Consider the following 25,990-nt stretch of genomic DNA (forward strand, 5'->3'; position numbering starts at 1 on the left):
TTGCGACAGGCAGAGCCTCCCTCCCCATATAGGACGCTTTCATTTTGACAGAAGCCGTCATCGCGCTGAAAGATGTATCCCTGACACTCGGCGAAGGCGCTTCGTCCGTCCATGTGCTGAAGGGCGTCAGCCTCGAGGTGGCGCGCGGCGAGGCGACTGGTATCGTCGGCCCGTCGGGGTCCGGCAAGTCCACATTGCTGATGGTGCTGGCAGGGCTGGAGCGGGTCGATTCGGGTACGGTACGAATCGCGGGCGAGCTGCTCAACGGCAAGACCGAGGATCAAATCGCTTCGTTTCGTGGCCGAAACATTGGCATCGTGTTTCAGTCCTTCCACCTTATCCCCAACATGACGGCGCTCGAAAATGTCGCGGTGCCGCTGGAATTGGCCGGCCACGCGGATCCGTTTTCGGTGGCGGAGCGGGAACTGGCGGCCGTGGGCCTCAGCGACCGCGTCACCCACTACCCCGGCGAGCTCTCCGGTGGCGAGCAGCAGCGCGTGGCGATCGCGCGGGCGCTGGCGCCATCGCCGCGCATCCTGATCGCCGACGAGCCGACCGGCAATCTCGACCAGGCGACGGGGCGGCAGGTCGCCGACCTGCTGTTTGCCAAGGCGGCCGAGCGCGGCATGACGCTGGTGCTGGTCACCCATGATCCGGCGCTCGCGGCGCGCTGTTCGCGCCAGGTGTCGATGCGCTCCGGCAGGATCGAAGCGCCGGCGCCGATCAAGGTCATTGCCTGATGCCGCTGGCGCGGACATTGAAGCTCGCCATCCGTTTCTCGCTGCGCGAGATGCGCGGCGGCCTGTCCGGGTTTCTCATCTTCCTCGCCTGCATAGCACTCGGCGTCGCGGCCATCGGCGGCGTCAATTCGGTGGCCCGCTCCATCACCGCCGGTGTCGCCGATCAGGGCCAGACGCTGCTTGGCGGCGACCTTCGCTTCCAGATCAACCAGCGCGACGCCAGCCAGGCCGAACTTGGCTTTCTCGACGGGCTGGGCGTCGTTTCGCACACCGCCGGCATGCGCTCGATGGCGCGCCTGGCCGACGGATCCGACCAGGCGCTGGTCGAGGCCAAGGCGGTCGACGATGCCTATCCGCTCTATGGCGTGCTGGAAACCGAACCGGCGCTGACGAAGCAGGAACTGTTCAGCGGGCAGTTCGGCGTTTTCGGCGCTGCGGCACCCGACCTTCTGTTCGAACGGCTGCATCTCAAGATCGGCGACCGGCTGAAGCTCGGCACCGCCATCTTCGAACTGCGCGCCAGGCTGGTGACCGAGCCCGACGCGGTCTCCGACGGCTTCGGCTTCGCGCCAAGGCTGATGATCTCGACAGAGGGCCTGACCGCCACAGGGCTGATCCAGCCGGGCAGCCTGGTCGAGAATGCCTACAAGGTCCGGCTGCCCGCCGATGCCGACGAGGCGCGGCTCAAGGCCATCCAGGACCAGGCGGCCAGGGATTTTCCGGAGGCCGGCTGGTCGATCCGCACGCGCGGCAATGCCGCCCCGGCGTTGTCTTCCAACATCGAACGCTTCTCGCAGTTCCTGACGCTGGTCGGGCTCACCGCGCTGGTGGTCGGCGGCGTCGGCGTCGCCAACGCGGTGCGTGCCTATCTCGACGGCAAGCGCGGCGTCATCGCCACTTTCAAGAGCCTGGGGGCATCCGGCGGCTTCGTCTTTGCCGTCTACCTCGTGCAGATCCTGATCATCGCCCTGATCGGCATCGGCGCCGGCCTGGTGCTGGGTGCGCTGATGCCCTTTGCCGCAAGTGCGGCCCTGCAGTCCGTCATTCCGGTGCCGGCGCGAGGCGGCTTCTATCCCGGCGCGCTCGCCATGGCGGCCCTGTTCGGCCTGCTGGTGACGCTCGCTTTCGCGCTGCTGCCGCTCGGCCGCGCCCGTGATGTGCCGGCGACCGCGCTGTTCCGGGAGATGGGGCTGGAAGGCCGCGGCCTGCCGCGCGCCGTCTATGTCGTCTGCGCGCTCGGCATCGCGCTTTTCCTGGCGGCGCTGGCGATCCTGTTTTCGGGCGACCAGCGCATCGCCTCGATCTTCGTCGGCGCCACGATTTTTGCTTTCCTGGTGCTGCGTCTCGTCGGCGCGCTGGTGCAATGGGCGGCCAGGAAAAGTCCGCGCGTGCGCTTTGTCGCGCTCAGGCTCGCCATCGGCAACATCCACCGGCCCGGTGCGCTGACGCCGTCCGTGGTGCTGTCGCTGGGGCTTGGGCTGACACTCCTGGTGACGCTGGCGCTTATCGACGGGAATCTCAGGCGCCAGATCTCCGGCAACCTGCCGGCGCGGGCGCCCAACTTCTTCTTCGTCGACATCCAGGGCAGCGAGGTCGATGCCTTCTCCGCGCTGATCGCAAAGGAGGCGCCGCGGGGAGCGCTGGCCAGGGTGCCGATGCTGCGTGGCCGGGTGATGGCGCTCAACGGCGTCGATGTCGACAAGGTCAAGGTGCCGGCCGAGGGCGCCTGGGTGCTGAAGGGCGATCGCGGCTTGACCTATGACGCCAGGCAGCCGGAAAACACGACGCTGACCGAGGGCAAATGGTGGCCGGACAATTATGCCGGCGAGCCGCTGGTTTCGTTTTCCGACAAGGAAGGCAAGGAAATCGGGCTGAAGCTCGGCGACACCGTCACCGTCAATGTGCTTGGCCGCAACGTCACGGCCCGGATCGCCAATTTCCGCCAGGTCGAATGGGAGACGATGGGCATCAACTTCGTCATGGTGTTTTCGCCCAACACATTCGCGGGCGCCCCACATGGCTGGATAGCGACGCTCACAGAAAAGAGCGCGTCGACGGCCGATGACGCGCGCGTCCTCAACGCCGTCACCCGCGCTTTTCCGGCCGTGACGACGGTGCGGGTCAAGGACGCGCTCGACATCGTCAACCGGCTGGTGGGCCAGCTCGGCACGGCGATCCGGGCGGCGGCCGGCGTGGCGCTGATCGCCTCGGTTCTGGTGCTTGCCGGCGCGCTTGCCGCCGGCAACCGGGCGCGCATCCACGACGCAGTGGTGCTGAAAACGCTCGGCGCGACGCGCACGACGCTGATATCGGCCTTCTCGCTGGAATACATGCTGATCGGGCTCGCCACCGCGATCTTCGCGCTCGCCGCCGGCGGTGCAGCCGCCTGGTACATCGTCGCGCGCATCATGGCCTTGCCGTCGCATTTCATGCCGGAGGTCGCGGTCGCCACAATCGCCTTTTCGCTGGTGATCACGGTCGGCATCGGCCTTGCCGGCACCTGGCGGGTGCTCGGCCACAAGGCGGCGCCCGTGCTGCGCAACCTCTGATTCGCCGGTCCGGCGCGGCCTGCCCCGGGTTAAATCTTGGTAAGAATACCGTCCGAAACGGCCGGCGAAGCGGCATTTTAGCCTGTCACGAACCGTTACAACAGGTTGCGGACTTGTTCTTGACGCCAAGAACCATCATATTCCGCGCAGGCATGCTGGAGCCCCGCCAGCGGCGCCTGGGTCCGCAAGAGGCCCGACACCGGACGGGGCAGAAGCAACAGAGGATTTCCAATGGCTGATCCCATTCGCAATTATCAGACGTCGGCGGTGCCCGGCGTCCGTGCCGACATCGACCAGGGTCTGCGCGCGTATATGATCAAGGTCTACAATCTGATGGGGCTCGGTCTGCTCATCACCGGCCTTGCCGCCATCGGCACGATCATGCTGGCCACCACCACCGACCCGGCCTCGGCCGTCGCGACGCTGCCGAGCGGCGAGATGCTGACCTCGTTCGGCTACGCGATCTTCGGTTCGCCGCTGCGCTGGGTTGTCATGCTGGCCCCGCTGGCCGCCGTGTTCTTCCTGTCGTTCAGGATCCGGTCGATGAGCGTCGCCGCCGCGCAGACGACCTTCTGGGTCTATGCCGGCCTGGTCGGCCTGTCGCTGTCTTCGATCTTCCTGGTATACACCACGGCAAGCATCTCGCAGACCTTCTTCGCCACCGCCGCCGCTTTCGGGGCGCTGTCGCTGTTCGGCTACACCACCAAGCGCGACCTGTCGGCGATGGGCTCGTTCCTGATCATGGGCGTGTTCGGCATCATCATCGCCTCGGTGATCAACATCTTCCTGCAGTCGTCGGCGCTCACCTTCGCCGTATCGGCGATCGGCGTGCTGGTGTTCGCCGGCCTCACCGCCTACGACACGCAGAAGATCAAGGAGATGTATTTCGAAGGTGACGCTTCCGATGTCGCCGGCCGCAAGGCGATCATGGGCGCGCTGTCGCTCTACCTCGACTTCATCAACCTGTTCATGTTCCTGCTCCAGTTCATGGGCGACCGCCGCTAAGGGTATTGGACCATCAACTTTCGCAAGGGCGGCCCAATGGCCGCCCTTTTCTTTTGTGCGGGCCTCTGCTGTTGTTGGAGGCACAAAAGAGGTTTGCATAAAGAATGAGCAACATCGTGATCAGGCCGGCGACCCCGGCCGACCTCGACACCATCACCGAAATCTATGCCGACGCGGTCGCCAACGGCACGGCGAGCTATGAACTGGAGCCGCCCAGCCGTGCCGAGATGGGGACGCGATTCGCCACGCTCGCGGCCGGCGGCTTTCCCTATCTGGTGGCGGAGAAGGACGGCGCCGTGCTCGGCTATGCCTATGCCGGCCCCTTCCGGCCGCGCCCGGCCTATCGCTTCATCGTCGAGGATTCGGTCTATGTCGCGCCTGACGCCAAGGGCCAGGGCGTCGGTCTCAAGCTGATGCAAAGCCTGGTCGCCGCGGTCGAGGGGGCGGGCTTTCGCCAGATCGTCGCGGTGATCGGCGACGGCCGCGCCGACAGCGCCTCGGTCAGGTTGCACGAGAAGCTCGGCTTTCGCCATTCCGGCCGGCTCGAAGGCTCCGGCTATAAGCATGGGCGCTGGCTGGACACGGTGTTCATGCAGCTATCGCTGAACGGCGGGGCATCGGTCGCGCCCGATCCGGATTCGCTGCCGGAGCGGAGGTTCAGGCTCGGAGGGAAATGAGAAGAATGGGAATTGAAGAATTGAGGAATTGAAGAACTGGAGAAATGTCAGGCGCTTAGCGCTCTTTTCTCCAATTCCTCATTTCTTCGATTCCTCAGTTCCCCTTCACGCCTCGACCACCTTCAGCTTCGGATCGAAGACGCCAAGCACGCGGCCAAGCTCCTGGCCGCGTTTGAGGATACGGCCGCCCGCCGCGATGACGGCGAAGGCGCCCTGTTTACGTGCCAGTTTCGGATCCTTGACGATCTGGAACAGCGGCACTTCGCTGGCGCGGCGAAAGACGGAAAAGACGGCGCGGTCGGTGAGATGATCGATGGCGTAGTCGCGCCATTCATTGGCGGCGACCATGCGTCCGTAGAGCCTCAGGATCAGATCCAGTTCACGCCGGTCGAAGCGGACCGGCTGGTCGAGGCGTTCACGTCGCGCCTCGTGTAGCGGGATCAATATTGCGGATGCGTCTCCATCCCCCATCCCGCCGCCGTCATCAGTCATGCCTCGATCCCTCGAAATGAATCTTTGCCAACCAAAGTTGGCCCCTTCGCACCGCAATTGCAAGAGCCGGCGAAGCGGAGGCGGCGGTGCGCCGTTTCCGTCGCGTCCAGTCACGTTTGTGAAACGCATGTTGGAATTGGTGATGCTTCGCCACATTTCTGCCTTTTTTTATCCGCGCTCATGCCCCAATGTCCGACGAATTTACCGGCGTTGCCTGAGACGGTTCGGTCCGGCACCGGCTCGTAAACCCCAAGCCCCCCGCCCACGGGTCTGCGTCGGATCGAACCAACCTCGGTCTTTTCCTCGGAAAAACCAGGTGCGACGATCCCAAAACCTAAATGACCGGCGTCAGAAGCAAGCTGACGTCGGTTTTTTCGTTTTTGGACCTTTTTTAACCCGGATCGTGGCGAGCGTGGGAAGCCGGCGCAGGCTCGAAGCGGCCAGCCCTCACATCGCGACTCAATTCCGCCGACCCTGCTTGCCATCTGCCGTCTCACTTAATAGGGTGTTAAGTGGAACGGAGACAGCAATGCCACGCGCATCGGACTCCATGGCAAAACAGTTGGATGGTGTAGCGGCCGCGCCGGAGGCCGGCGGCGTCGGCCCTCGCATCAAGGCGTTGCGCACGGCACGGCGCGTCTCGCTGCGGCAGCTCGCCGACATGACCGGCACGACGGCGAGCTCATCAGCCAGCTCGAGCGCAATCTGTGCGGCGCCAACACCGGCACGCTGCTCAAGATCGCCGGCGCTCTAGACCTTGGCATCAACGATCTGTTCGAGGACAATGCCCGCCCCTTGCACAAGGTGCTGCGGCGTGAGGAACGGCCGGTCGTCCCGGTCGGCAGGTACGGCCGCAAGATGCTCCTGTCGCGGCGGCCGATCCACCAATTCGAGGCCTATGCCGGCCATTTCGAGGTGGGCGGCTCGACCGGCGACGAGACCTATGCCCATAGCGGCGAGCACGAAATGTTCATGGTGCTCAAGGGCACCGTTGAACTGACACTCGCCGATGAGCGCCACGTCATGCACGAAGGCGACAGCGTCGAATACGCGACCTCGGTGCCGCATCGCACGGTCAATGTCGGCGACACGCCGGCGGAGGTGCTGTGGATCATCGCCCCGCCGACCGCCGGCGCGTTCGAACTCGATCAATACAGGCCCGGAAACCGCTCGCATCCGGGTGAATGAAATCAAAAGCGAGTCTGCAATGGAAAAACTGGCGCTCGCCCGTCGCGGCGTTGCCGGTGACGGCCGCAACCGGCTCACGGGGCGCATCGGCGAAGCGATCTACCTCGGTTCGGGCTCCAAATACGAGGTCGATCTGGCCGACGGGTCGAAAGCGATCGTGCGCTCGACGCTGGAAGCAGACAGTTTTGCCATCGGCGACGAGGTCGATGTGCTGTTCGCCGGCGCCGACGTGAAGCTGCTCGCCGATGACGACAAGGCCGACCTTACGCTCACCTGATTTCGGAACGGATTTCAAAAAATGCAAGCCAAGCACAATGGCGACGTGTCGTTCTGGTATGCCGATATCGGCGGCGTGCCGGCCTATCGCCCGTCCCTGCCCGGCGACATCGAGGCCGATGTCTGTATCGTCGGCGCCGGCTACACCGGCCTGTGGACCGCCTACTATCTGAAGAAGGCGCAGCCCGCGCTGCGCATCGCCATCGTCGAGAAGGAGTTCGCCGGCTTCGGCGCTTCGGGCCGCAATGGCGGCTGGCTGTCGGGCGGCTTCAGCTGGTCGCGCGAGAAATACGCAAAAACCTCGTCGCGCGGCGCGGTGATCGACATGCAGCGGGCCATGTTCGGCACGGTCGACGAGGTGATCGCGGTGACGGAAGCCGAGGGCATCGACGCCGATATCCGCCGTGTCGACAACATCACCGTCGCCACCAACGCCGCGCAATTGCAGCGCGCCAGGGCCGAATACGAGGAGCTGCTGAGCTGGGAGATGCCGCCGGAGCGGCTGGCCTTCCTCGACGCGCGGGAGGCGCGCCAGCGCATCGCCATCGACAAGGTGCTGGGTGCTTTCGTCGTGCGCAACGTCGCGCGCGTGCAGCCGGCCAAGCTGGTCCAGGGTCTGGCGGCGGCGGTCGTGCGGCTCGGCGTGCCGATCTACGAGCAGACACAGGTGCTGGCGATCGAGAAGGGCAAGGTCACCACCGCCAGGGGCATCGTGCGGGCGCAGAAGATCGTCCGCGCCACCGAAGGCTTCACGGCGGGCATTCCCGGCTATGAGCGTCTCTGGCTGCCGCTCAACAGCGCCATCGTGGTGACGGAGAAGCTGCCGCAGAAGCTCTGGGACGCGATCGGCTGGAACGGCTACGAGGTGCTGGGCGATGCCGCCCACACCTATTGCTACGCGCAGCGCACGCGCGAAGGCCGCATCGCCATGGGTGGCCGCGGCGTGCCCTACCGCTTCGGTTCACGCACCGATGTGCGGGGCCGGACCCAGCAGGCGACCATAGACCAGCTGCAGGAGGTGCTGACCAGGCTGTTGCCGCAGACCAAGGGCGCGCGTCTCGACCATGCCTGGTGCGGCACGCTCGGCGTGCCGCGCGACTGGTGCACGACTTCGGGTTTCGATAGGGAAAGCGGCATCGGCTGGGCCGGCGGCTATGTCGGGCTCGGTGTGTCGAGCTCCAACCTGTCGGGCCGCACCTTGTGCGACCTGGTGCTCGGCCACGACACCGAGTTGACCCGGCTGCCCTGGGTCAACCGTACGGTCAAGAAATGGGAGCCGGAACCGCTGCGCTGGCTCGGTGTGCACACCATGTACCAGCTCTATCGCATCGCCGACCGGCGTGAAGCAAACGGCCTGGGCCGGACCTCACGCCTTGCGGCCTTTGCCGATCGCCTGACCGGGCACTGACGATGTGCAGCGGTTTCCGTCTGGAACCGCGCCGAACCGCGTGACGTTACAGTTTTCGATCGAGAGAGGTCTCGGATCCGGGCTTGTGGATGAAAGCCGCACCCAGGATGGGACCTGGCAGGCCATCCTTGCCGACCGACTGCAGAAGCACGGCGCAACCGCCCTTCTTGGTGATCTCGCTCAGCGGCAATTCGTAGCGCTGCGCCTTGCCGTGCCACATGCCGGCGGTCTGGATCCCGGTCACCGCGTTCCAGTAGGTCATCTTGCGGCCGGAGTTCTCACCCTCGGCGATCTTGACCGTCTGCGGAGGCTCGAAATAGACGATGACGACATGGGCGTCGCTGGGGCCCGCCCCGGCATCGCCGGCGTCTATGATCACGCGGTCGCTGGTCCGGCTGACCTTGATGGCGACGCGCATCCCTTCGCCGCCCCGGGCCATGCGGGCAAGCGCGCCGTCGACTTCGCCGCGGTTGGCGCCGTTGACGTGGACACGGCCATTGATGACCGCTTGCGGCGTGTACACGGAGCGGCTGCCGAAGGCGCGCATATAGTCGTTCTGGCGCTCGGTATTCTCTTTGTGGCTCAGCGTGTCCCGCCAGCCGAGATAGTCCCAATAGTCGACGTGATAGGAGAGCGCGACGAGGTCTTCCTGGACAGCAAGTTCGGCGAAGAAGGCATCGGCCGGCGGACAGGAACTGCAGCCCTGGCTGGTGAAAAGCTCAACCACGCCGAGCGGCTTCTCCAGCTGGGGCTTGTCTGCCTGGGCCCTCTCGGTCTCGCCGGCATGGCCAGCGCCGGCAAAAGCCGGGAAGGCCAGCGCGAAGGCTGCCAGCCACAATGATCGTCGCGAGGCCATGACCATTCCAATTCCCGCCGGTGATGCCGGCTTTGTTCTGCTTTGCCGAAATATGTGGCAGAACGGGAAGTCAACGGGAAGTCACGTTGCGGTGAAATTTTACCGCCGCAACCGTGGGGTAAGGCCGCAATAGGGGAAGCCACTGCATTTCAGGGCGTGGTTCGATTCGGCGGCGGCATCATCCCCATGTGGCAGGTTCTCCTCACCCCCGTCGATCTCTATTGCGAGCGAACCGGCCGTGAACTTTGGTCCGAGCCGGTCAATGCTTTGACGAACCTTGCCTTCATCGCCGCAGGACGGGGGAGTAGGGGAGTAGGTTACCCATCCCCAGCTAGTTCCCTACTCCCCTACTTTCTACGCTGCCAGATCGCGCAGCACGTATTGCAGGATGCCGCCGTTCTTGAAGTAGTCGAGCTCATCCAGCGTATCGATGCGGCAGATGATCGGCACGTTCTTCACCGTGCCGTCGCCATAGGTGATCTTGGCGGTCATCGTCTGGCGCGGCTTGATGGCGCTCAAGCCATCGATCTCGACCAGCTCGTCGCCCTTGAGGTTGAGCGAGGCCCAGGAGGTGCCTTCCTCGAAGACGAAGGGGATGACGCCCATGCCGACCAGGTTCGAGCGGTGGATGCGCTCGAAGGACTGGGCGATGACGGCGCGGACACCAAGCAGGTTCGTGCCCTTGGCCGCCCAGTCGCGCGACGAGCCGTTGCCGTATTCGACGCCGGCGAAGATGACCAGCGGCACGCCTTCCTTCTTGTATTCCATCGCCGCGTCGTAGATCGATTCCTCTTCCTTCGTGGGATAGTGGATGGTGTAACCGCCCTCGCGGCCATTCTCGCCCAGCATGTGGTTGCGGATGCGGATGTTGGCGAAGGTGCCGCGCATCATCACCTCATGGTTGCCGCGCCGCGTGCCGTACTGGTTGAAGTCGGCGACGCCGACGCCATGGTCGGTGAGGTATTTGCCGGCCGGCGAGGCGGCCTTGATCGACCCGGCGGGCGAGATGTGATCGGTGGTGATCTTGTCGCCGAACAGGCCGAGCACGCGGGCGCCCTTGATGTCGCCGATCTTGCCGAAACCTGATGTCATGCCGGCGAAGTAGGGCGGGTTCTGCACATAGGTCGAATTGTTGTCCCAGGCATAGGTCTGGCCTTCCGGCGCCTTGACGTTCTGCCAGTACTCGTCGCCCTTGAAGACGTCGGCATATTTGCGGGCGAACAGCTCGCGGGTGACGTTCTTCTCGATGAACTCCTGGATCTCGGCCGAGCTTGGCCAGATATCCTTGAGATAAACCGGATTGCCATTCTTGTCGTCGCCGAGCGGCTCTGATGTCAGGTCCTTGGTGACGGTGCCGGCGAGCGCGTGGGCCACGACCAGCGGTGGCGAGGCGAGGTAGTTCGCCTGCACGTCGGGAGAGACTCGACCTTCGAAGTTGCGGTTGCCGGAGAGCACGGCGGCAGCGATCAGGCCTTTGTCGTTGATGGTCTTGGAGATCGGCGCCGGCAGCGGGCCGGAATTGCCGATACAGGTGGTGCAGCCGAAGCCCACCAGGTTGAAGCCGATCTGGTCGAGCTCCTTCTGCAGGCCCGACTTTTCCAGATATTCGGCCACCACCTGACTGCCGGGGGCCAGCGAGGTTTTTACCCACGGCTTCTGCTTCAAACCGAGGCGGTTGGCGTTGCGGGCAAGCAAGCCGGCGCCGATCAGCACGCTCGGATTCGAGGTGTTGGTGCACGACGTGATGGCGGCGATGACGACGTCGCCATGGCCGAGGTCATGGTCGGTGCCTTCAACGGCGTAGCGCTTGGAGATTTCCGCCGCCTTCTTGTACTCGGTGTCCATCGCCTTGGCGAAGCCGGCCGGAATGCCTTCGAGCGCCACACGGCCTTCCGGGCGCTTGGGGCCGGCCATGGACGGCACGACGCTGTCGAGTTCCAGTTCGAGCAGGTCGGTGAAGACCGGATCGGCGGAACCGGCCTCGCGCCACATGCCTTGCGCCTTGGAATAGGCCTCGACCAAGGCGATGCGGTCCTCGCTGCGGCCCGACATTGTGAGGTAGCGGATGGTTTCCGAATCGACCGGGAAGAAACCGCAGGTGGCGCCGTATTCGGGCGCCATGTTGCCGATGGTGGCGCGGTCGGCCAGCGTCATGTTGGACAGACCGGGCCCGAAGAACTCGACGAACTTGCCGACGACGCCCTTCTTGCGCAGCATCTGGGTGACGGTGAGCACGAGGTCGGTGGCGGTGACGCCCTCCTTGAGCTTGCCGGTGAGGCGGAAGCCGATGACTTCGGGCAACAGCATGGAAACCGGCTGGCCGAGCATGGCCGCCTCGGCCTCGATGCCGCCGACGCCCCAGCCGAGCACGCCAAGGCCGTTGATCATGGTGGTGTGCGAATCGGTGCCGACGCAGGTGTCGGGATAGGCTGTGGTTTCGCCGTCCTCGGTGCTGGTCCACACGACCTGGCCGAGATATTCGAGGTTGACCTGGTGGCAGATGCCGGTGCCGGGCGGCACGACGCGGAAGTTGCGGAACGCCTGCTGGCCCCATTTCAGGAATTTGTAGCGCTCTTCGTTGCGCTCATATTCGAGTTCGACATTGCGGGCGAAGGCCATCGGCGTGCCGAACTCGTCGACGATGACGGAATGGTCGATGACGAGGTCGACCGGGACCAGCGGGTTGATCTTCTGCGGATCGCCGCCGAGCGAGGCCATGGCGTCGCGCATGGCGGCGAGATCGACCACGGCCGGGACGCCGGTGAAATCCTGCATCAAGACGCGGGCCGGGCGGTAGGCGATCTCGACGCCGGCGGTGCCCTTGTCGGTCAGCCAGCCGGCCACCGCCTGGATCGATTCCTTGGTGACGGAGCGGCCATCCTCGTTGCGCAGCAGGTTTTCCAGCAGCACCTTCATCGAATAGGGCAGCTGGGCAATGCCGGTGAGGCCGTTCTTCTCGGCCTCGACGAGGTCGAAATAGACATACTCGGCGTCGCCCGCTTTCAGCGTGCGGCGGCAATTGAAACTGTCGAGGGATTTTGACACGTGCGATCCTTGTCTGTTCAGCCTGAAAGGGAACGGACGCCGATGGCATGCAATCACGCGCAAAGGTGCGGGTACGGCCATTTCCGCTGTCCGCTCCCAAGCAACCCGAGCCGTTCAAGGCGGCGCGTGCGCTGGTTCGGCGCTAATTCTGTTCCCGTGCCGACCGCTGGCACGGATGACCCGCATATAGAGAATTTTCTGGAATAGTTCTAGACAGTTGCAAAGCAAATTTGTGCGATGCGGCAGCGGCCGTGCCGCTTCGTTCGAGGGACAGGCAAGGGATGCGGCTGATCGCCGAAAATCTGGGCGGCGAGCGCGGCGGCGAGGCGGTGTTTTCCTGCATCGGGTTTGCCCTGGAGGCGGGGCAGGCGCTGGTGGTGACCGGGCCGAACGGCTCGGGAAAATCGACGCTGCTCAGGGTGATCGCCGGGCTGCTGCCGAAAGCGGAGGGCCGCCTGCTGCTCGAAGGCGGCGGCGACGAATTCCCGTCGATTGCCTCGGCCTGCCATTATCTCGGCCATCAGAACGCGATGAAGACGGCGCTGAGCGTGGCGGAGAACTTGCGCTTCTGGCTGGAGTTTCAGGGCGAAGGCCGGCTCGGTGTCGAGGAGGCGCTGGAAACGGTCGGGCTGGGCGGCATCGGTCATTTGCCGTTCGGCTATCTCTCGACCGGGCAGAGGCGCCGCGCGGCGATCGCCAAGCTTTTGGTCAGCCATAGGCCGCTGTGGCTGCTGGACGAGCCGACGGCGGGCCTGGACAAGGCTTCGGAGGGAAGGTTCGCGGGGTTGATGCGCGAGCACTTGGGGGATGGAGGGATGGTCGTCGCGGCAACGCATCTGCCGCTGGGATTGGAGGGGGCGCGCGAGCTGCAAATGAGGGTAGGCCATTGATTTCCGTGCTCTACGGCGCGCCCCTCTGGCCTGCCGGCCATCTCCCCCACGAGGGGGGAGATTGGTGGCTTCGGCGCCTCGCTCATCTTGGCGACGCTAGTGATTGGCGAAAGCCGAACCGACGGCTGATCTCCCCCCTCGTGGGGGAGATGTCCGGCAGGACAGAGGGGGGCGTGACGGAACGCCTTCTTCAACCGGGGACCACATCGTAATGTGGTCCCTCTTAGCCCGCGACATCCGCCTCAATATCCGTGCCGGCGGTGGCGCGCTGACCGGCGTCATCTTCTTCCTTGCCGTCATCGCCACCATCCCCTTCGGGGTCGGGCCGGACCTCAAGCTCTTGGCCCGCATCGGCCCTGCGATCCTGTGGATCGGCGCCTTGCTTGCCTGCCTGCTCGGCCTCGACCGGCTGTTCCAGGCCGACCGCGAGGACGGCGCGCTCGATCTGCTGGTGCTCGGCCACGACCGGCACATGCTGGCGCTGACGGTGCTGGTGAAATGCGTCGCGCATTGGGCGGGAAGCGTCTTGCCGCTGGTGGTCGCCGCGCCCCTGCTCGGCCTGTTCATGAACATGGAACCGGTCGCCATCGGCGCCACGGCACTGACGCTTCTGGTCGGCACGCCGGCCATCACCTTCATCGGCGCCGTCGGCGCCGCGGTGGCGGTGGCGCTGCCGCGCGGCGGGCTGTTGATCTCGGTGTTGGTGCTGCCGCTGACCATTCCGGTGTTGATCTTCGGTGTTTCGGCAAGCTACGGGGCGACGGCGAATCCCGATCCGTTCCTGCAGCCTTTCCTCATTCTTGCCGCGCTGACGTTGTTTCTTGCGGTGCTGGGCCCCGTGGCCGCGGCGCTGGCGCTGCGCCATGGCACGGATTGAGGCGGCCGCGAGCGGCAGAGGCTGCGGCGCGGCGGCAGATTGCGCGGCCCGTGGCGCGAGGTTAAGGGAAGGCATGAGCGAGCGCAGCGAACGGACCGGGTTGGCGAGCGGCATGCCAGGGAGGCGGCCGGCATGAGCCCGCACGCACTCTACGTCACCGCCGCCTATGCCATCACCGCGATCGTGCTGGCCGGGCTGATCGGCTGGATCCTGCTTGACCAGCGGGCACGCAAGCGCGAACTCGCCGAACTCGAGGCGGCCGGGGTGCGGCGGCGCTCCGACAAGACCGGGGCGGGAAAGCCGTGAGCAGCGAAATCGAAACGCCGACGCGTCGCCGCCTGTTCGTGTTCTTGCCGCTGCTGGTTTTCCTCGGCCTGGCCGGCCTGTTCCTGTCGCAGCTTCTGTCGGGACGCGATGTCTCGGAAGTGCCATCGGCGCTCATCGGCCTGCCGGCGCCGCAGACCAGTCTGCCGGCGCTGGAGGGGTCAAACCTGCCGGGGCTCGATTCGAAAGCCTTCGCCGGCAAGGTCACTCTGGTCAACGTCTTTGCGTCGTGGTGCGCGCCGTGCCGGGAAGAGCACCCGGTTCTGTTGGCGCTGGCGCAGGACAAGCGGTTCACGATGGCGGCGCTGAATTACAAGGACCGGCCGGAAAACGCCCGCCGCTTCCTCGGCGACCTCGGCAATCCGTTCCAGGCGATCGGCGTCGACGAAGCCGGCCGCACGGCGATCGACTGGGGCGTCTATGGCGTGCCGGAAACCTTCGTCATCGGCAAGGATGGCAAGATAGCCTACAAGCATGTCGGCCCGCTGACGGCGGAGTCGGCGAGGGATCTCTTGCTGCCACAGATTGAAAAAGCGCTGGCCGTACCGAACTGACAACTCCAACTCGCCTTCGTCATCCTAGGGCGAAGCAAGGAGCGAAGCGACGCGGCGCAGACCCCTGGAGCTGCTTTGCAGCCCAAGGGATCCATGCCGTGATATTAGTGACAGGCAAGGCGGATCAGGATAAGGGACTCTTCGCCGCTGATAGAACCGCTATTCCGAGCCGCTGCATGCTTCGTTTGAAGTCGCGGCATGGATCCTCGGGTCAAGCCCGAGGATGACGAAACGCGGTGGGGCTCAGCCGTAGATCTGCTTGTGGATCTGGTAGAGCATTTCCGAGCGGTCGGCGCGCATGTCGGCGAGGTCGCGGCTGGAGAAGCTGTCGATTTCGGCGACGAGGCGGTTGTAGTGCTTGCGCTTGGCGATGCTGCTGCGAGCGCGGGTCATCAGGTCATTCAAGATCATAGCAAGGTTCCTTCTGTGCCGCATTCTCGCGGCGGGTTCTTCCTCCCTTGATCGATACGGAGCATGACATAGTAATGGTGCATTGCAAAAAGAAGATGTTGCAATGCACCATTGCACTGCGCGCATAGCCGGTTAATGGCGTCCTAAGGAACGTCCCGCCGTTTTGTCTTACAAATTGCTGATACCCCGTCTTGCCAGATCGATCGCGGGCTGGCTTGATCCGGCGTCACGTGATGCCGGGAGGAAATGCATGGCGGCCGCAGACTATTACGAAATTCTCGATCCGCGTTTCGCGCGCCTGTTCAATGGCAGCGCGCAAGTGGAGAAACTGTTCACCGGCTGCCGCTGGGCCGAAGGGCCGGCCTGGTTCGCCGCCGGCCGCTATGTCGTGTGGTCGGACATTCCGAACAACCGCATGCTGCGTTATGACGAAACCGACGGCAGCGTCAGCGTGTTCCGCCAGCCCTCGGGCAATTCCAACGGCAACACCGTCGACCGGCAGGGCCGGCTCGTCACCTGCGAGCATTCGGGCCGCCGCGTCAGCCGCACCGAGCATGATGGCTCGGTCACCACCATCGCCGCCAAATGGAAGGGCAAGCGGCTGAACTCGCCCAACGACGCGGTGGTGAAATCCGACGGCTCGGTCTGGTTCACCGACCCCAGCTACGGCATCGACACCGACTATGAGGGCGACAAGGCCGAGAGCGAGATCGGCGCCTGCAACGTCTACCGGGTGGATCCCGACACGGGCGAGGTCGAGGCCGTGATCACCGACATGGTCAGGCCGAACGGGCTTGCCTTCTCGCTCGACGAAAGCCTGCTCTATGTCGTCGACACCGGCCGCACGCATGGCGCTGAGAACCCGGCGCATATGCGGGTGTTCAACGTCGGCAAGCACGGCAAGAAGGTTTCCGGCGGCAAGGTCTTCGCCGACTGCACATCAGGCCTGTTCGACGGGTTCCGGCTCGACGCCGACGGACGCATCTGGACCAGCGCTGCCGACGGCATCCACTGCTACGATCCGGACGGCACGCTGATCGGCAAGGTCAAGGTGCCGGAGGTGACCGCCAATTGCGTGTTCGGCGGCACCAAGCTGAACTGCCTCTACATCGCCGGCACCACCTCGCTCTATTCGGTGCGGCTGATGGTGAATGGGGCCAAGACTTTTTGAGGCTGCTCGCAACTTTTCTCTGGCGGCCCTTGTTGGCGCTTCTGCGGATAGCCGCGGCACCCGCTTCGCCGCGGCTTCCGCAGCCGCCATTATTTGCTCCGCCGGAGCGGAGTTCGAAGCAGTCCGCCGATGGTATCAGGCACAAATCAATGGGAGGACGTCATGCCATTCGTCAACATCCGCATCGTCAAGGAAGTGATCGCCGCCGATCCGGCAGGCAAGAAGGCTGACATCGCCAGGAAAGTCACGGCGGCCATCATGGACGCCACCGGACTCGGCAATGACGACGTCTGGGTAGTCTTTGAGGAAGTCAACGCCCGCGACTGGTATGTCGGCAAGACCGATGTCGAGACCTTGCGGAAGGGGTAGATCGAAGGAAGGCGAAGTCCTTTCCACTTCGTCATCCTAGGGCGAAGCAGTCGCGAAGCGACGTCGCGGAGACCCTAGGATCCATGCCGGGCCTTTCGAACGTCGCGGCGGTGCAGTTTCCGTCTGTGATACGGTCAGTGTACTAGCCACGTCGGGGTGCCTGTTCTGAACCGCTGCATTCTTTGGCAAATGTCACGGCATGGATTCTAGGGTCTGCGCCGCGTCGCTGCGCTCCTTGCTCCGCCCTAGAATGACGAAGTCGCATGGTTGGCCGCTAAAGGATCAAGGCTAGCGTATGAAATCTGCGAAACCGGACAGCGCATTGCGCATTGCCAGCACCTTTTCCGGCTCAGCCAAAATGGCCTCCATCTCCGCTGGCTTCTTCCCGAGCAGGGCGATCTCCAACCCACCATCATGCAGCGCGAACGACATGGTCCGCATGATCTCGGCCAAAGCGGCTCGGGCATAGAGCGAACGCGGCGAGGCGTGGGCCAGCATGGCCGGCTTGTCGACGGCGGCGTCGCGCGAGACCAGCCAGTCGAGCGCGTTCTTCAGTCCGCCCGGCACGCCATGCGCATATTCGGGGCAGGAGACGATGACGCCGTCGGCGCGGGTGACGGCGTCGATCAGGTCGGAGGCTTCGCCCGGTGTTCGCTCGCCCTCGTCGTCGGGGTTGAAGATCGGCAGGCCGCGAAGTCCGTCATAGACGGTGATACGACAGCCCTCGGGCGCGTTCAGCGCCAGTGCCGCGACCAGGGCCGAATTGGTGGAGGCCGCCCGCAGGCTGCCTGAGATGGCAAGAAGGTGGAGCAAGATGGATAGGTCCGGGCGAATCGTGGGCCGAAAACCCTACCACATCGTCTGCTTGTACTCGTCGTCCAGCCAGCGGTCGGTCGCCTCGGCCGAATCGGCCAATGCCAGTTGATCGCGCAGGATCTGGCCGAGCGTCGGCAGCGTGGCACGGTCGTACCAGCTCTCGGGCTTCCACAGATCGGAGCGCATGAAGGCCTTGGCGCAATGCATGTAGGCGGCCTTGACGGCGACCACGATGACGCTTTGCGGCTCCTTGCCGTCGACCGCGAGGCGCTCGCGCAAAGTGGCATCCACGGTGATGCGGGCTTCGCCATTGAGGCGCAGCGTCTCGTTCATGCCCGGGATGAGGAAGAGCAGCCCGACCGAGGGATTGCGCAGGATGTTCTCCAGCGTATCCAGCCGGTTGTTGCCGGGCCGGTCGGGAATGGCGATCGTATTCTCGTCGAGAATGGCGGTGAAGCCGGGCTTGTCGCCTTTCGGGGTAACGTCGGCATTGCCTTCGCCATCGGACGAGCCGATCAGCACGAACGGGCTCTTGCCGATGAAGGAGCGGCAATGGCCGTCGAGCGCCTTCAATTCCTTGCGGATCGAACCATCGGTCGGGCGCGGCGTCTTGTAGATCGTCCGCAGCTCTTCCTGGGTGGTGACGAATTCCATGGCTCTCCCCTTTATTCCCTGCCTTATTTGCCGGCTTTCTCTTCCCCGCCGGCTTTGTCGTCGAGCGAATGGCGCAGGATGAGCGGCATCTGGCTGAAGGTGAACAGAAGCGTTATCGGCATGATGCCCCAGACCTTGAAGGTAACCCAGGCGTCGGTGGAAAAATTGCGCCAGACCACTTCGTTGACGATGGCCAGGAACAGGAAGAACAGGCCCCAGCGGAAGGTGAGCTTGCGCCAGCCTTCGGCATCGAGTTTGAAGGCGGACTCGAAGACATAGCCGAGCAGCGAGCGGCCGAAATACAGGCCGCCGAGCAGCACCCCGCCGAACAGCGTGTTGACGATGGTCGGCTTCATCTTGATGAAGATGTCGTCCTGCAGATAGAGCGTCAGCGCGCCGAAAATGAAAACGACGACGCCAGACACCATCGGCATGATCGGCAGGGTGCGGGTCAGCAGCCATGAGGCGATCAACGCGATCGCGGTCGCGGCCATGAACAGGCCGGTGGCGACGAAGATCGGACCGCCGAATTCGGCCAGCACCGGAAATTTCTGCGTCAGCCACTCGCCGCGCGCATTGGCGAAGAAAAAGACGAGCAGCGGCCCCAGCTCCAGCGCCAGCTTGAGCAGGGGGTTGATGCCTTCCTTCTTCTCTTTCTGCGGGTCGGACGGATCGCGTTCGAGAATGGGTGGGTTCATGGTTTCCTTCTTACGCACGATCCAATCCGGAAGCCTCACTTCCGGCATCGTGCCTGTTCAAGCCACTCCAGCGATCGCCCTGGCGAATTCGCTTGCGGAAAACGGTTCGAGGTCGTCGACTTGCTCGCCGACGCCGATGAAATAGACCGGCAATTTGTGCTTTGCCGCGATCGCCACCAGAATACCGCCGCGCGCCGTGCCGTCCAGCTTGGTCATCACCAGGCCGTTGACGCCGGCGACATTGCGGAAGATTTCGACCTGGTTGAGCGCGTTCTGGCCGGTGGTGGCGTCGACTGTCTGCAGCACGGTGTGCGGCGCTTCGGGATCGAGCTTACCAAGCACGCGAACGATCTTTTCCAGCTCGGCCATCAGTTCGGTCTTGTTCTGCAGCCGGCCGGCAGTGTCGATGATCAGCACGTCGGAGCCCGCCTCCTTCGCCTTCTCGAAGGCGTCGTAGGCAAGGCCGGCGGCATCGGCGCCGAGCTTGGAGGCAATGACGGGCGATTTCGTGCGTTCGCCCCAGATCTTCAGCTGTTCGATGGCGGCGGCGCGGAACGTGTCGCCGGCGGCCAGCATCACCGACAGGCCGCCATCGGTCAGCTTGGCGGCGAGCTTGCCGATGGTCGTGGTCTTGCCGGTGCCATTGACGCCGACCACCAGGATGACATGCGGCTTGTGCGAGAGATCGAGCTCGAGCGGCTTTGCGACCGGGGCGAGCACCTTCTCCACCTCGGCCGCCATGACGGCGCGCACCTCGGTATCGGAAACATCCTTGCCGTAACGGCTCGAGGCCAGTGAATCGGTGACGCGCAGCGCCGTCTCCACGCCAAGATCGGCGCGGATCAGCACGTCCTCCAGGTCCTGCAGCGTCTCCTCGTCCAGCTTGCGCTTGGTGAAAACGCCGGCAATGTTGCCGGTCAGCTCGCGCGACGACCGGGCAAGTCCGTCCCGCATGCGCTGGAACCAGGACCGCCTCGGCGCCGGCTCGGGCGCCTTCTGCACTTCGGCCTTCTGCTCGACCTTCCTGGCCACCGTCACCTTGCCGGGAGCGGGTTTGGGCTCCGGGGCGGGTTGTGGGATCGATTGAGGCTCGGGCGCGATCTCGGCAATGACCGGCTGGGTTTCGACGGGTGCCGGCTGGCGGATAGGTGACGCGATTTCCGCCGATGGAGCGGTTTCGATCGGAGATGGGATGGTTTCCGCAGGCTGGCGCTGCCCCTCACCCTCTCCCAGTGAAGGACGGAGAGAGGGAGGCGTCAGCGTTGAGCTTTTCTCCTTGACGTCGCCAAGAGGGGCGCCGGCATCGCGATCAGCTCCGTTCTCCTCGTCCCTATGCGGGGAAAAGGTGCCGGCAGGCGGATGAGGGGCAGCGCCGGCCTCTGAAGTCGGCTGCTCGGAGGCGGCCGTCGACTGAGGGGCTTCAACCGGCGACGCCGGCGGCACTTCGACCGGTGCGGGCATGTCGGCCGGCACTTCGACTGGGGGCGCCGGCACTTCCACAGGCGCGGGTTCCGGTTGCCTCTCCGGACGCGATGGAACGATCTCCGGCTCGGATGGCGCGGGCGGAATCTCCCGCGGCCGCCGTTCGGGCGCGGGCTCCGGAACGACGGGCGGCTGCGGCACTTCTTCGGGCGCCGGCGGTTCAGGCGTCTGGGGCGGGGCTGCCGGTTTCTCTTCCGGCGCAGGCTCCGGCTGCCGTTCCGGTTCTGACGGAACGGTAGGCTCCGGCGGGGGCGGAATGGTGGGGACAGGTTCGGGCTTGGGCTCCTCGGGCTCCGGTCCAGGCGCGGCCGCCGGCGCGGCTTCCGCCACAGCCTCCTCCCGCTTCAAAAACTCCGGCACGGCCTGCTCGGCCGCCGGCTTCAGCGCGTCGAGCTGATCCCATTTGATCGGCGGGAGGGGGGCGGTCTCGTCGATGCGCTCCTCGACGACCTCCTTCTTGCCGAACGAAAATATCTTCTTGAAAAAACCAGCCATGCTTTTGCGTTTCTCAGGCGGCGCGGGCGGCAAGGGGAGCGGCTGTCAGCCGCGCGCCATCGTGGCCGGTTATTTCAGCTTCGACGATCTCTCCCGGCGCGCCGGTGGCGAGTGCGGCAAGCGTGAACCCTTCGGTGCGGCCAAGGCCGTCGCGCTCGATCAGGATCGACTGGCGGCTGCCGGCGAGCGAAGACAGATGGCGCTGGTAGGTCGCTTCGCCGGCTGCGCGCAGCCGGGCGGCGCGCTGCTTGACCAGCTCGCGGCGAACCTGCGGCATGCGCGCGGCGGGAGTGCCTTCGCGCGGTGAAAACGGGAAGACGTGGAGATGGGTCAGGCCGCATTCCTCGACGATTTTTTCGGAATTCTCGAACATGGCTTCGGTCTCGGTCGGGAAGCCGGCGATGATGTCGGCGCCGAAAACAATGCCGGGACGCAGCTTGCGCACATCCTCGCAAAAGCGGATCGACTGGTCGCGCAGATGCCTTCGCTTCATGCGCTTCAGGATCATGTCGTCGCCAGACTGCAGCGACAGATGCAGATGCGGCATCAGCCGCGGCTCGGTGGCGATGGCGTCGAGCAAGTCCTCGTCGGCCTCGATCGAGTCGATCGAGGACAGCCTGAGCCGCTTTACGTCGGGCACCTGCCTCAGGATGGTCTTCACAAGCTTGCCGAGCTTCGGCACACCAGGCAGGTCGGCGCCGAAAGACGTCATGTCGACGCCGGTCAGCACGATCTCGGCATAGCCGTTGCCGGCCAAGCGCTTGACCTGCTCGACCACGGCGCCCATCGGCACCGAGCGCGAATTGCCGCGGCCATAGGGGATGATGCAGAAGGTGCAGCGGTGGTCGCAGCCGTTCTGCACCTGCACGAAGGCACGTGCCCGGCCCTCGATGGCGTCGACCATGTGGCCGGCGGTTTCGCGCACCGAGAAGATGTCGTTGACGCGCGCCTTCTCGGTGTCGTTGACGCCGAAATCGGGCAGCGCGCGATAGGAATTCGCCTTGAGCTTTTCCTCATTGCCAAGCACGAGATTGACCTCGTCCATGGCGGCGAATTTTTCGGGCTCGGTCTGCGCGGCGCAGCCGGTGACGATGATGCGCGCGGCCGGGTTGTCGCGGCGCGCCTTGCGGATCGCCTGCCTGGCCTGGCGCACCGCTTCGCCGGTGACGGCACAGGTGTTGAAGATGACGGCGCCGCCGTCGAGCGCGCCGAGGCCCGCGCTTTCGGCCTCGCGCCGCATCACCTCGGACTCATAGGTATTGAGACGGCAGCCGAAGGTCACCACGTCGATGCGGCCGGGCTGCTTCGCCACGTCGACGCCTTTGGCAAGAGCGGACATCAGGCCGCGCTTTCGGTGTCGCGGGCCCATTGTCCGGTCGACGGATCGAAGCTGCCGGAAAATTCCCATTCGGCCGCCCCGGTCAGGATGACGTGGTCGTCATCGCGCCATTCGACATGCAGCGTGCCGCCGCCAGGCGTCAGCAGGTTGACGCTGCGGCCCGTGCGCCGGGTGCGGGCCGCTGCGACGACAGCCGCGCAGGACGCGGTGCCGCAGGCCTTGGTCAGGCCGGCGCCGCGCTCCCAGGTGCGGATGATCATGCTGTCGGGCGAGGTCACCTGCGCGATGGTTATGTTGGCGCGTTCGGGAAAGATCGGATGGTTTTCCAGAAGCGGGCCGAAACGGTCGAGTTCATAAGTCCAGACGTCGTCATCGACCCAGAAGATGGCGTGCGGGTTGCCCATCGAAACGGCGGAAGGCGAATGCAGCACAGGCGCGTCGATCGGGCCGACCTGCAACTCGATCATGCGGGTGTCGCGGAACTCCTCGGCCAGCGGAATGTCGCGCCAGCCGAAGCGCGGCGTGCCCATGTCGACAGAGATCGAGCCGTCGGCGTGTTCGCGGGCATTGAGGATGCCGGCCACGGTCTCGAAGGTGAAGGTCTTCACGCCGGTCTCGGCGGCCAGGGCCTGGACGACGCAGCGCATGCCGTTGCCGCAGGCCTGCGCTGCGGAGCCATCGGAATTCAGGATGTCGACGAAATAGGCGGTGCCTGGCGTCCTGGCGTCGTGGATCGCCATGATCTGGTCGAACCGCGTCGCGACGTCGCCATTGAGCGCGATGGCGGCCGCGGCCGTCACCCGATCCGCACGGCCACGCATGTCGGCAACGATGATCTCGTTGCCGATGCCGTTCATCTTGGCGAAAGGGGCCGTGCCTGCCATTGCTCCGAAATTCCATGTCCGTTCGGCGCTATATGGCGGAAACGGGCAGGAATTACCAGTGCGCAGCCGCTTTCACGCGACGGCGCCGGACTTACGTCACCGCGAAGACCCCCAGCAAGATCAACAGGAAGATCACGAGCACGACGCCGATGAGAATGCGCGCGCCGGTGGCGGCGGCGCCGGCCAGCGCCGGCATGCCGAGCAGGCTCGCCGCGGCGGCGACGATGAGAAGAATGATGATCCATTTGAGCATGGGAATGCCTCGTAAGCCGACAGATTTGAAACCGCAGGAAAAACGCGGCTGTCGTGCTTGGGTTCCCGCTCGTTTCGAAGCCTGGTCGGTTCAGGCCGCCGTCGTTTCCGGCACGTCCCAGACTTCGCCGGCCCGCAAGGCGCGAAAATGCTCTTGCGGTACACCCTCAGCCCCGAGCGCCTCGGCCAGTTTTCGGACCGGTTCGTCGATCGGCTCGTCGGTGAGCTGGAAGGTGCCCCAGTGGCAGCCGGCGGCAAAGCTTGCGTTGCACAGCTTCATGCCTTGCACCGCTTCCTCGGGATTCTGGTGCTGCGGGGCCATGAACCAGCGTGGCTCGTAGGCGCCGATCGGCAGGATGGCGAAGCGGAAGCCGCCATGTTTTTCCGCCATCAGCCGGTAGTTGATGCCGTCGTGGAAGCCGGTATCGCCGGCGAAGTAGGTCTTCCCGCCCGCTGTTTCGATGACGAAGCCGGCCCACAGCGCCATGCGCCGGTCGCGGGCACCCCGCGCCGACCAATGATGCGCGGGCTCGATGTGGATGGCGGTGCCGTCGGAGACGTCGACCCTGTCGCCCCAGTCATGCGCGGAAAGCCGCATGCCGGGCACCGCGGCGGCGATGATGGCATCGTTGCCGAGCGGCGTCACTACCAGCGGATCGTGCGTCTCCTTCAGCTTCCTCAGCGTGGCAAGGTCGAGATGGTCATAGTGGTTGTGGCTGACCAGCACGACGTCGATCGCCGGCAGATCGTCAAAAGCGATGCCCGGCGGATTGACGCGCCGGGGTCCGGCAAAGGAGAACGGCGAGGTGCGCGCCGACCACACCGGATCGGTGAGGATGTTGAGCCCGGCGGTCTGGATCAGCAAGGTGGAATGGCCAACCATGGTCACGGTCAGTTCGGTACCTTCGACCATCGCGGCCGGCCTTGCCTGTGCGAAGGGGCTCGGACTCGCAGGCGGCCATTTCGAACGCTGGCCGCTGAACTGCCATTTCAGCAGGTCCGTGAAGGGGCCAGGCATCCGGCCGTCGGGGTTGAAGAACAGGGTGCCGTCGAAATGATCGCTGGGCGGGCCGCTGTAGTAGCGGTTGGCGGCTTTGTGTCTCGCGGCCAAGGTCTGCGCTCCGGCGGGTTTCGGTGAACTCTTTGTTTTCACGCAATTCCCTGGGGGGAAGCGCTACGCGTTTTCCCGGGAAAACCGCTGCACACTTTTCCTGGGACTATTCTAGACATAAGCCTTGCCGCGGCTGGCGCAAGCGTTTGCCGGCCGAAGGCCAAGGGGGACGAAGCGGCCTCGGCTAGGATCGCGGATCAGGAGGAGGACGCCATGGCGATGAAGCGGACGAAGACGCTCTGGATGAAGGCCGAGGATTTTGGCCGCTCGCTGCCGCGCGGCGTCGGCGTCAATTTGCTGGTGACCGACATGCCGGCGATGGAAGCCTTCTGCCGCGACGTGCTTGGCGCCCGGGTCATCTATGCCGACGAGGATTTCGCGGCGATCGAGCTTCTGGGGTCGGTATTCATGCTGCATGCCGACCATTCCTATCTCGACAACCCGATGACGGGCTCCATCACGGGCGCCGAGACACGCGGTGCTGGCATCGAATTGCGCCTCTATGGCGCCGATCCCGACGCGATCGAGGCGGCGGCGCTGGATCATGGCCACATCGTGCTGGCCGGCGCCGTCGACAAGCCGCATGGTCTGCGCGAGTGCTATATCGTGGGGCCGGACGGATATGTGTTCGTCCCAAGTGCCGCCCTGGCGTGATGATTGCGATAAATTTGCAACAATCTTGCCGCAAACCCTATTTTAACCATATCGGGTTGAAATTTCGCCACCTTCTCCATCTTGGTGGAGGTGAGATTGCGCGGACGGCACCCCCAGCCGATTCCGACGGAGGTTGTAATGAATTTTGCGAAAGGCGGCCTGGTGGCCGTATCCCTGGCGGCGCTCGTTGCGAGCGGCTGCTCAACCTCACGCTTCTCGTCGATGGACGACCAGCAGCCCGCCCCGCTGCAGCCGGCGCCTGCCGGCCAGGTGAGCTCGAATCAGCTGCCGCCGCCGGCGTCCCCCGGCACCACCGACCCGTCTCAATTCCCGACCGCGCCGGCAAACACGCAGGTTGCCTCGCTGCCGCCGGATGGCGCGGCGCCTGCGGGTGCCGCGGATCTCAACGCGGCAAGCGTCGCCGGTGTCTGGAACGTCAGCGTTTCCGGCCAGAGCTGCAAGGTGGCGACGCCACAGACCAAGTTCGGCGCCGGCTTCCGCGCCGGTCCGCTGCACTGCCCGGCGCCGATCGACGGCATCAAATCGTGGAACGTCGCCGGCAAGCAGCTGACGCTTTATGACGAGAATGGCGGTTCGCTGGCACGTCTCTATTCGTCGGGCGGCTCGAAATTCGACGGCCAGACTTCCAACGGGCAACCGATTTCGCTTACAAGATAGGCTGGGTATGCCGGTATTCAGGTGATGCCTGCCTGCGAATCGCGGCTTCCTGCCGTTTCGGCTCGGCCTGGCCTGAATCTCAACATACCTTCTCT

The 25,990-nt window shown here is 64.8% G+C and carries 28 protein-coding genes; 16 read left to right on the plus strand and 12 right to left on the minus strand.

The window, feature by feature from the left end; translation table 11 throughout:
- Positions 1 to 44: 44 nt before the first annotated feature.
- The 4 genes from EN808_RS18025 to EN808_RS18040 all read left to right on the plus strand — a co-directional run bounded on the left by EN808_RS18025 (position 45) and on the right by EN808_RS18040 (position 4,971).
- Positions 45 to 740 (plus strand): ABC transporter ATP-binding protein, encoded by a 696-nt coding sequence (locus EN808_RS18025; RefSeq protein WP_135883781.1) that lies wholly within the window; start codon positions 45 to 47, stop codon positions 738 to 740.
- Complete coding sequence (locus EN808_RS18030; RefSeq protein ID WP_135916561.1) at positions 740 to 3,289, plus strand: ABC transporter permease; 2,550 nt, start codon at positions 740 to 742, stop codon at positions 3,287 to 3,289. The genes EN808_RS18025 and EN808_RS18030 overlap by 1 nt, the downstream gene beginning before the upstream one ends.
- 231 nt (positions 3,290 to 3,520) lie before the next feature.
- On the plus strand, positions 3,521 to 4,294 hold the full coding sequence (locus EN808_RS18035; protein ID WP_127872799.1) for a Bax inhibitor-1/YccA family protein: 774 nt from the start codon (positions 3,521 to 3,523) through the stop codon (positions 4,292 to 4,294).
- Positions 4,295 to 4,398: 104 nt separating this feature from the next.
- A complete protein-coding gene (locus tag EN808_RS18040; RefSeq protein WP_135916562.1) occupies positions 4,399 to 4,971 on the plus strand; it encodes a GNAT family N-acetyltransferase in 573 nt (190 codons plus the stop codon).
- 105 nt (positions 4,972 to 5,076) lie between these two features.
- Here the strand turns inward: EN808_RS18040 and EN808_RS18045 are convergent, their stop codons facing one another.
- Positions 5,077 to 5,463 (minus strand): DUF2794 domain-containing protein, encoded by a 387-nt coding sequence (locus tag EN808_RS18045; RefSeq protein WP_127279199.1) that lies wholly within the window; start codon positions 5,461 to 5,463, stop codon positions 5,077 to 5,079.
- A 529-nt stretch (positions 5,464 to 5,992) separates the two neighbouring features.
- Between EN808_RS18045 and EN808_RS37010 the strand changes: the two genes are divergently transcribed.
- The 4 genes from EN808_RS37010 to EN808_RS18060 are packed head-to-tail and all read left to right on the plus strand — an operon-like array spanning position 5,993 to position 8,335.
- Positions 5,993 to 6,217, plus strand: a complete 225-nt coding sequence (locus EN808_RS37010; RefSeq protein WP_245525095.1) for a helix-turn-helix domain-containing protein — start codon at positions 5,993 to 5,995, stop codon at positions 6,215 to 6,217.
- A gap of 50 nt (positions 6,218 to 6,267) precedes the next feature.
- Positions 6,268 to 6,651 (plus strand): cupin domain-containing protein, encoded by a 384-nt coding sequence (locus tag EN808_RS37015; protein WP_245525100.1) that lies wholly within the window; start codon positions 6,268 to 6,270, stop codon positions 6,649 to 6,651.
- 19 nt (positions 6,652 to 6,670) lie between these two features.
- Positions 6,671 to 6,928: a TOBE domain-containing protein gene (locus EN808_RS18055; RefSeq protein WP_245511786.1), complete on the plus strand. Its 258-nt coding sequence runs from the start codon at positions 6,671 to 6,673 to the stop codon at positions 6,926 to 6,928.
- A 21-nt stretch (positions 6,929 to 6,949) separates the two neighbouring features.
- Positions 6,950 to 8,335, plus strand: coding sequence for an FAD-binding oxidoreductase (locus tag EN808_RS18060; protein ID WP_135916563.1), 1,386 nt, complete (start codon positions 6,950 to 6,952; stop codon positions 8,333 to 8,335).
- Between the two features lie 46 nt (positions 8,336 to 8,381).
- Here the strand turns inward: EN808_RS18060 and EN808_RS18065 are convergent, their stop codons facing one another.
- The gene (locus tag EN808_RS18065) at positions 8,382 to 9,197 is read right to left on the minus strand and encodes a thioredoxin family protein (RefSeq protein WP_127279203.1); all 816 of its coding nucleotides are present in this window, start codon (positions 9,195 to 9,197) and stop codon (positions 8,382 to 8,384) included.
- 348 nt (positions 9,198 to 9,545) lie between these two features.
- A complete protein-coding gene (gene acnA, locus EN808_RS18070; protein ID WP_135863433.1) occupies positions 9,546 to 12,236 on the minus strand; it encodes an aconitate hydratase AcnA in 2,691 nt (896 codons plus the stop codon).
- Positions 12,237 to 12,517: 281 nt separating this feature from the next.
- Here acnA and ccmA point away from each other — a divergent pair, with 281 nt between their 5' ends.
- The 4 genes from ccmA to EN808_RS18090 all read left to right on the plus strand — a co-directional run bounded on the left by ccmA (position 12,518) and on the right by EN808_RS18090 (position 14,881).
- On the plus strand, positions 12,518 to 13,126 hold the full coding sequence (gene ccmA, locus EN808_RS18075; RefSeq protein ID WP_135916564.1) for a heme ABC exporter ATP-binding protein CcmA: 609 nt from the start codon (positions 12,518 to 12,520) through the stop codon (positions 13,124 to 13,126).
- A 211-nt stretch (positions 13,127 to 13,337) separates the two neighbouring features.
- A complete protein-coding gene (gene ccmB, locus EN808_RS18080) occupies positions 13,338 to 14,003 on the plus strand; it encodes a heme exporter protein CcmB (protein WP_127872807.1) in 666 nt (221 codons plus the stop codon).
- 132 nt (positions 14,004 to 14,135) lie between these two features.
- Positions 14,136 to 14,309 (plus strand): heme exporter protein CcmD, encoded by a 174-nt coding sequence (gene ccmD / locus EN808_RS18085; protein ID WP_127280270.1) that lies wholly within the window; start codon positions 14,136 to 14,138, stop codon positions 14,307 to 14,309.
- On the plus strand, positions 14,306 to 14,881 hold the full coding sequence (locus EN808_RS18090) for a DsbE family thiol:disulfide interchange protein (protein WP_127872808.1): 576 nt from the start codon (positions 14,306 to 14,308) through the stop codon (positions 14,879 to 14,881). Before ccmD ends, EN808_RS18090 begins: the two co-directional genes overlap by 4 nt.
- Positions 14,882 to 15,124: 243 nt before the next feature.
- Here the strand turns inward: EN808_RS18090 and EN808_RS18095 are convergent, their stop codons facing one another.
- Positions 15,125 to 15,292, minus strand: coding sequence for a hypothetical protein (locus tag EN808_RS18095; protein WP_127280268.1), 168 nt, complete (start codon positions 15,290 to 15,292; stop codon positions 15,125 to 15,127).
- Positions 15,293 to 15,542: 250 nt separating this feature from the next.
- Between EN808_RS18095 and EN808_RS18100 the strand changes: the two genes are divergently transcribed.
- Both EN808_RS18100 and EN808_RS18105 read left to right on the plus strand, forming a co-directional pair.
- Positions 15,543 to 16,463 (plus strand): SMP-30/gluconolactonase/LRE family protein, encoded by a 921-nt coding sequence (locus EN808_RS18100; RefSeq protein ID WP_127872809.1) that lies wholly within the window; start codon positions 15,543 to 15,545, stop codon positions 16,461 to 16,463.
- Positions 16,464 to 16,625: 162 nt separating this feature from the next.
- Positions 16,626 to 16,832 carry a 4-oxalocrotonate tautomerase family protein gene (locus EN808_RS18105; protein ID WP_127280266.1) on the plus strand — a complete coding sequence of 69 codons (207 nt, stop codon included), beginning with the start codon at positions 16,626 to 16,628 and terminating at the stop codon, positions 16,830 to 16,832.
- 288 nt (positions 16,833 to 17,120) lie between these two features.
- Here EN808_RS18105 and EN808_RS18110 read toward each other — a convergent pair whose 3' ends face one another.
- The 8 genes from EN808_RS18110 to EN808_RS18145 form a co-directional block, all read right to left on the minus strand.
- The gene (locus tag EN808_RS18110) at positions 17,121 to 17,645 is read right to left on the minus strand and encodes an NADPH-dependent FMN reductase (RefSeq protein WP_127872810.1); all 525 of its coding nucleotides are present in this window, start codon (positions 17,643 to 17,645) and stop codon (positions 17,121 to 17,123) included.
- Positions 17,646 to 17,681: 36 nt separating this feature from the next.
- Entirely contained in the window at positions 17,682 to 18,302 is a 621-nt protein-coding gene (locus EN808_RS18115; RefSeq protein WP_127872811.1) for a pyridoxamine 5'-phosphate oxidase family protein, read from the minus strand.
- 23 nt (positions 18,303 to 18,325) lie between these two features.
- The gene (locus EN808_RS18120; protein WP_127872812.1) at positions 18,326 to 19,000 is read right to left on the minus strand and encodes a septation protein A; all 675 of its coding nucleotides are present in this window, start codon (positions 18,998 to 19,000) and stop codon (positions 18,326 to 18,328) included.
- Between the two features lie 57 nt (positions 19,001 to 19,057).
- A complete protein-coding gene (gene ftsY / locus EN808_RS18125) occupies positions 19,058 to 20,977 on the minus strand; it encodes a signal recognition particle-docking protein FtsY (protein ID WP_127872813.1) in 1,920 nt (639 codons plus the stop codon).
- 13 nt (positions 20,978 to 20,990) lie between these two features.
- On the minus strand, positions 20,991 to 22,316 hold the full coding sequence (mtaB, locus tag EN808_RS18130; RefSeq protein ID WP_127872814.1) for a tRNA (N(6)-L-threonylcarbamoyladenosine(37)-C(2))-methylthiotransferase MtaB: 1,326 nt from the start codon (positions 22,314 to 22,316) through the stop codon (positions 20,991 to 20,993).
- Positions 22,316 to 23,200 carry a diaminopimelate epimerase gene (gene dapF / locus EN808_RS18135; RefSeq protein WP_135863427.1) on the minus strand — a complete coding sequence of 295 codons (885 nt, stop codon included), beginning with the start codon at positions 23,198 to 23,200 and terminating at the stop codon, positions 22,316 to 22,318. Before dapF ends, mtaB begins: the two co-directional genes overlap by 1 nt.
- A gap of 91 nt (positions 23,201 to 23,291) precedes the next feature.
- Positions 23,292 to 23,453, minus strand: coding sequence for a DUF1328 family protein (locus tag EN808_RS18140; RefSeq protein ID WP_127281226.1), 162 nt, complete (start codon positions 23,451 to 23,453; stop codon positions 23,292 to 23,294).
- A gap of 90 nt (positions 23,454 to 23,543) precedes the next feature.
- A complete protein-coding gene (locus EN808_RS18145; RefSeq protein ID WP_127872816.1) occupies positions 23,544 to 24,563 on the minus strand; it encodes an MBL fold metallo-hydrolase in 1,020 nt (339 codons plus the stop codon).
- Between the two features lie 213 nt (positions 24,564 to 24,776).
- Between EN808_RS18145 and EN808_RS18150 the strand changes: the two genes are divergently transcribed.
- Together EN808_RS18150 and EN808_RS18155 are read left to right on the plus strand one after the other, a co-directional pair.
- Complete coding sequence (locus tag EN808_RS18150; protein ID WP_127872817.1) at positions 24,777 to 25,217, plus strand: hypothetical protein; 441 nt, start codon at positions 24,777 to 24,779, stop codon at positions 25,215 to 25,217.
- A 138-nt stretch (positions 25,218 to 25,355) separates the two neighbouring features.
- Positions 25,356 to 25,895, plus strand: coding sequence for a protease inhibitor Inh/omp19 family protein (locus EN808_RS18155; RefSeq protein ID WP_127872818.1), 540 nt, complete (start codon positions 25,356 to 25,358; stop codon positions 25,893 to 25,895).
- The last annotated feature ends 95 nt before the right edge of the window (positions 25,896 to 25,990 follow it).

It is taken from the genome of Mesorhizobium sp. M8A.F.Ca.ET.165.01.1.1, from assembly GCF_004792065.1.
Taxonomy (GTDB): domain Bacteria; phylum Pseudomonadota; class Alphaproteobacteria; order Rhizobiales; family Rhizobiaceae; genus Mesorhizobium.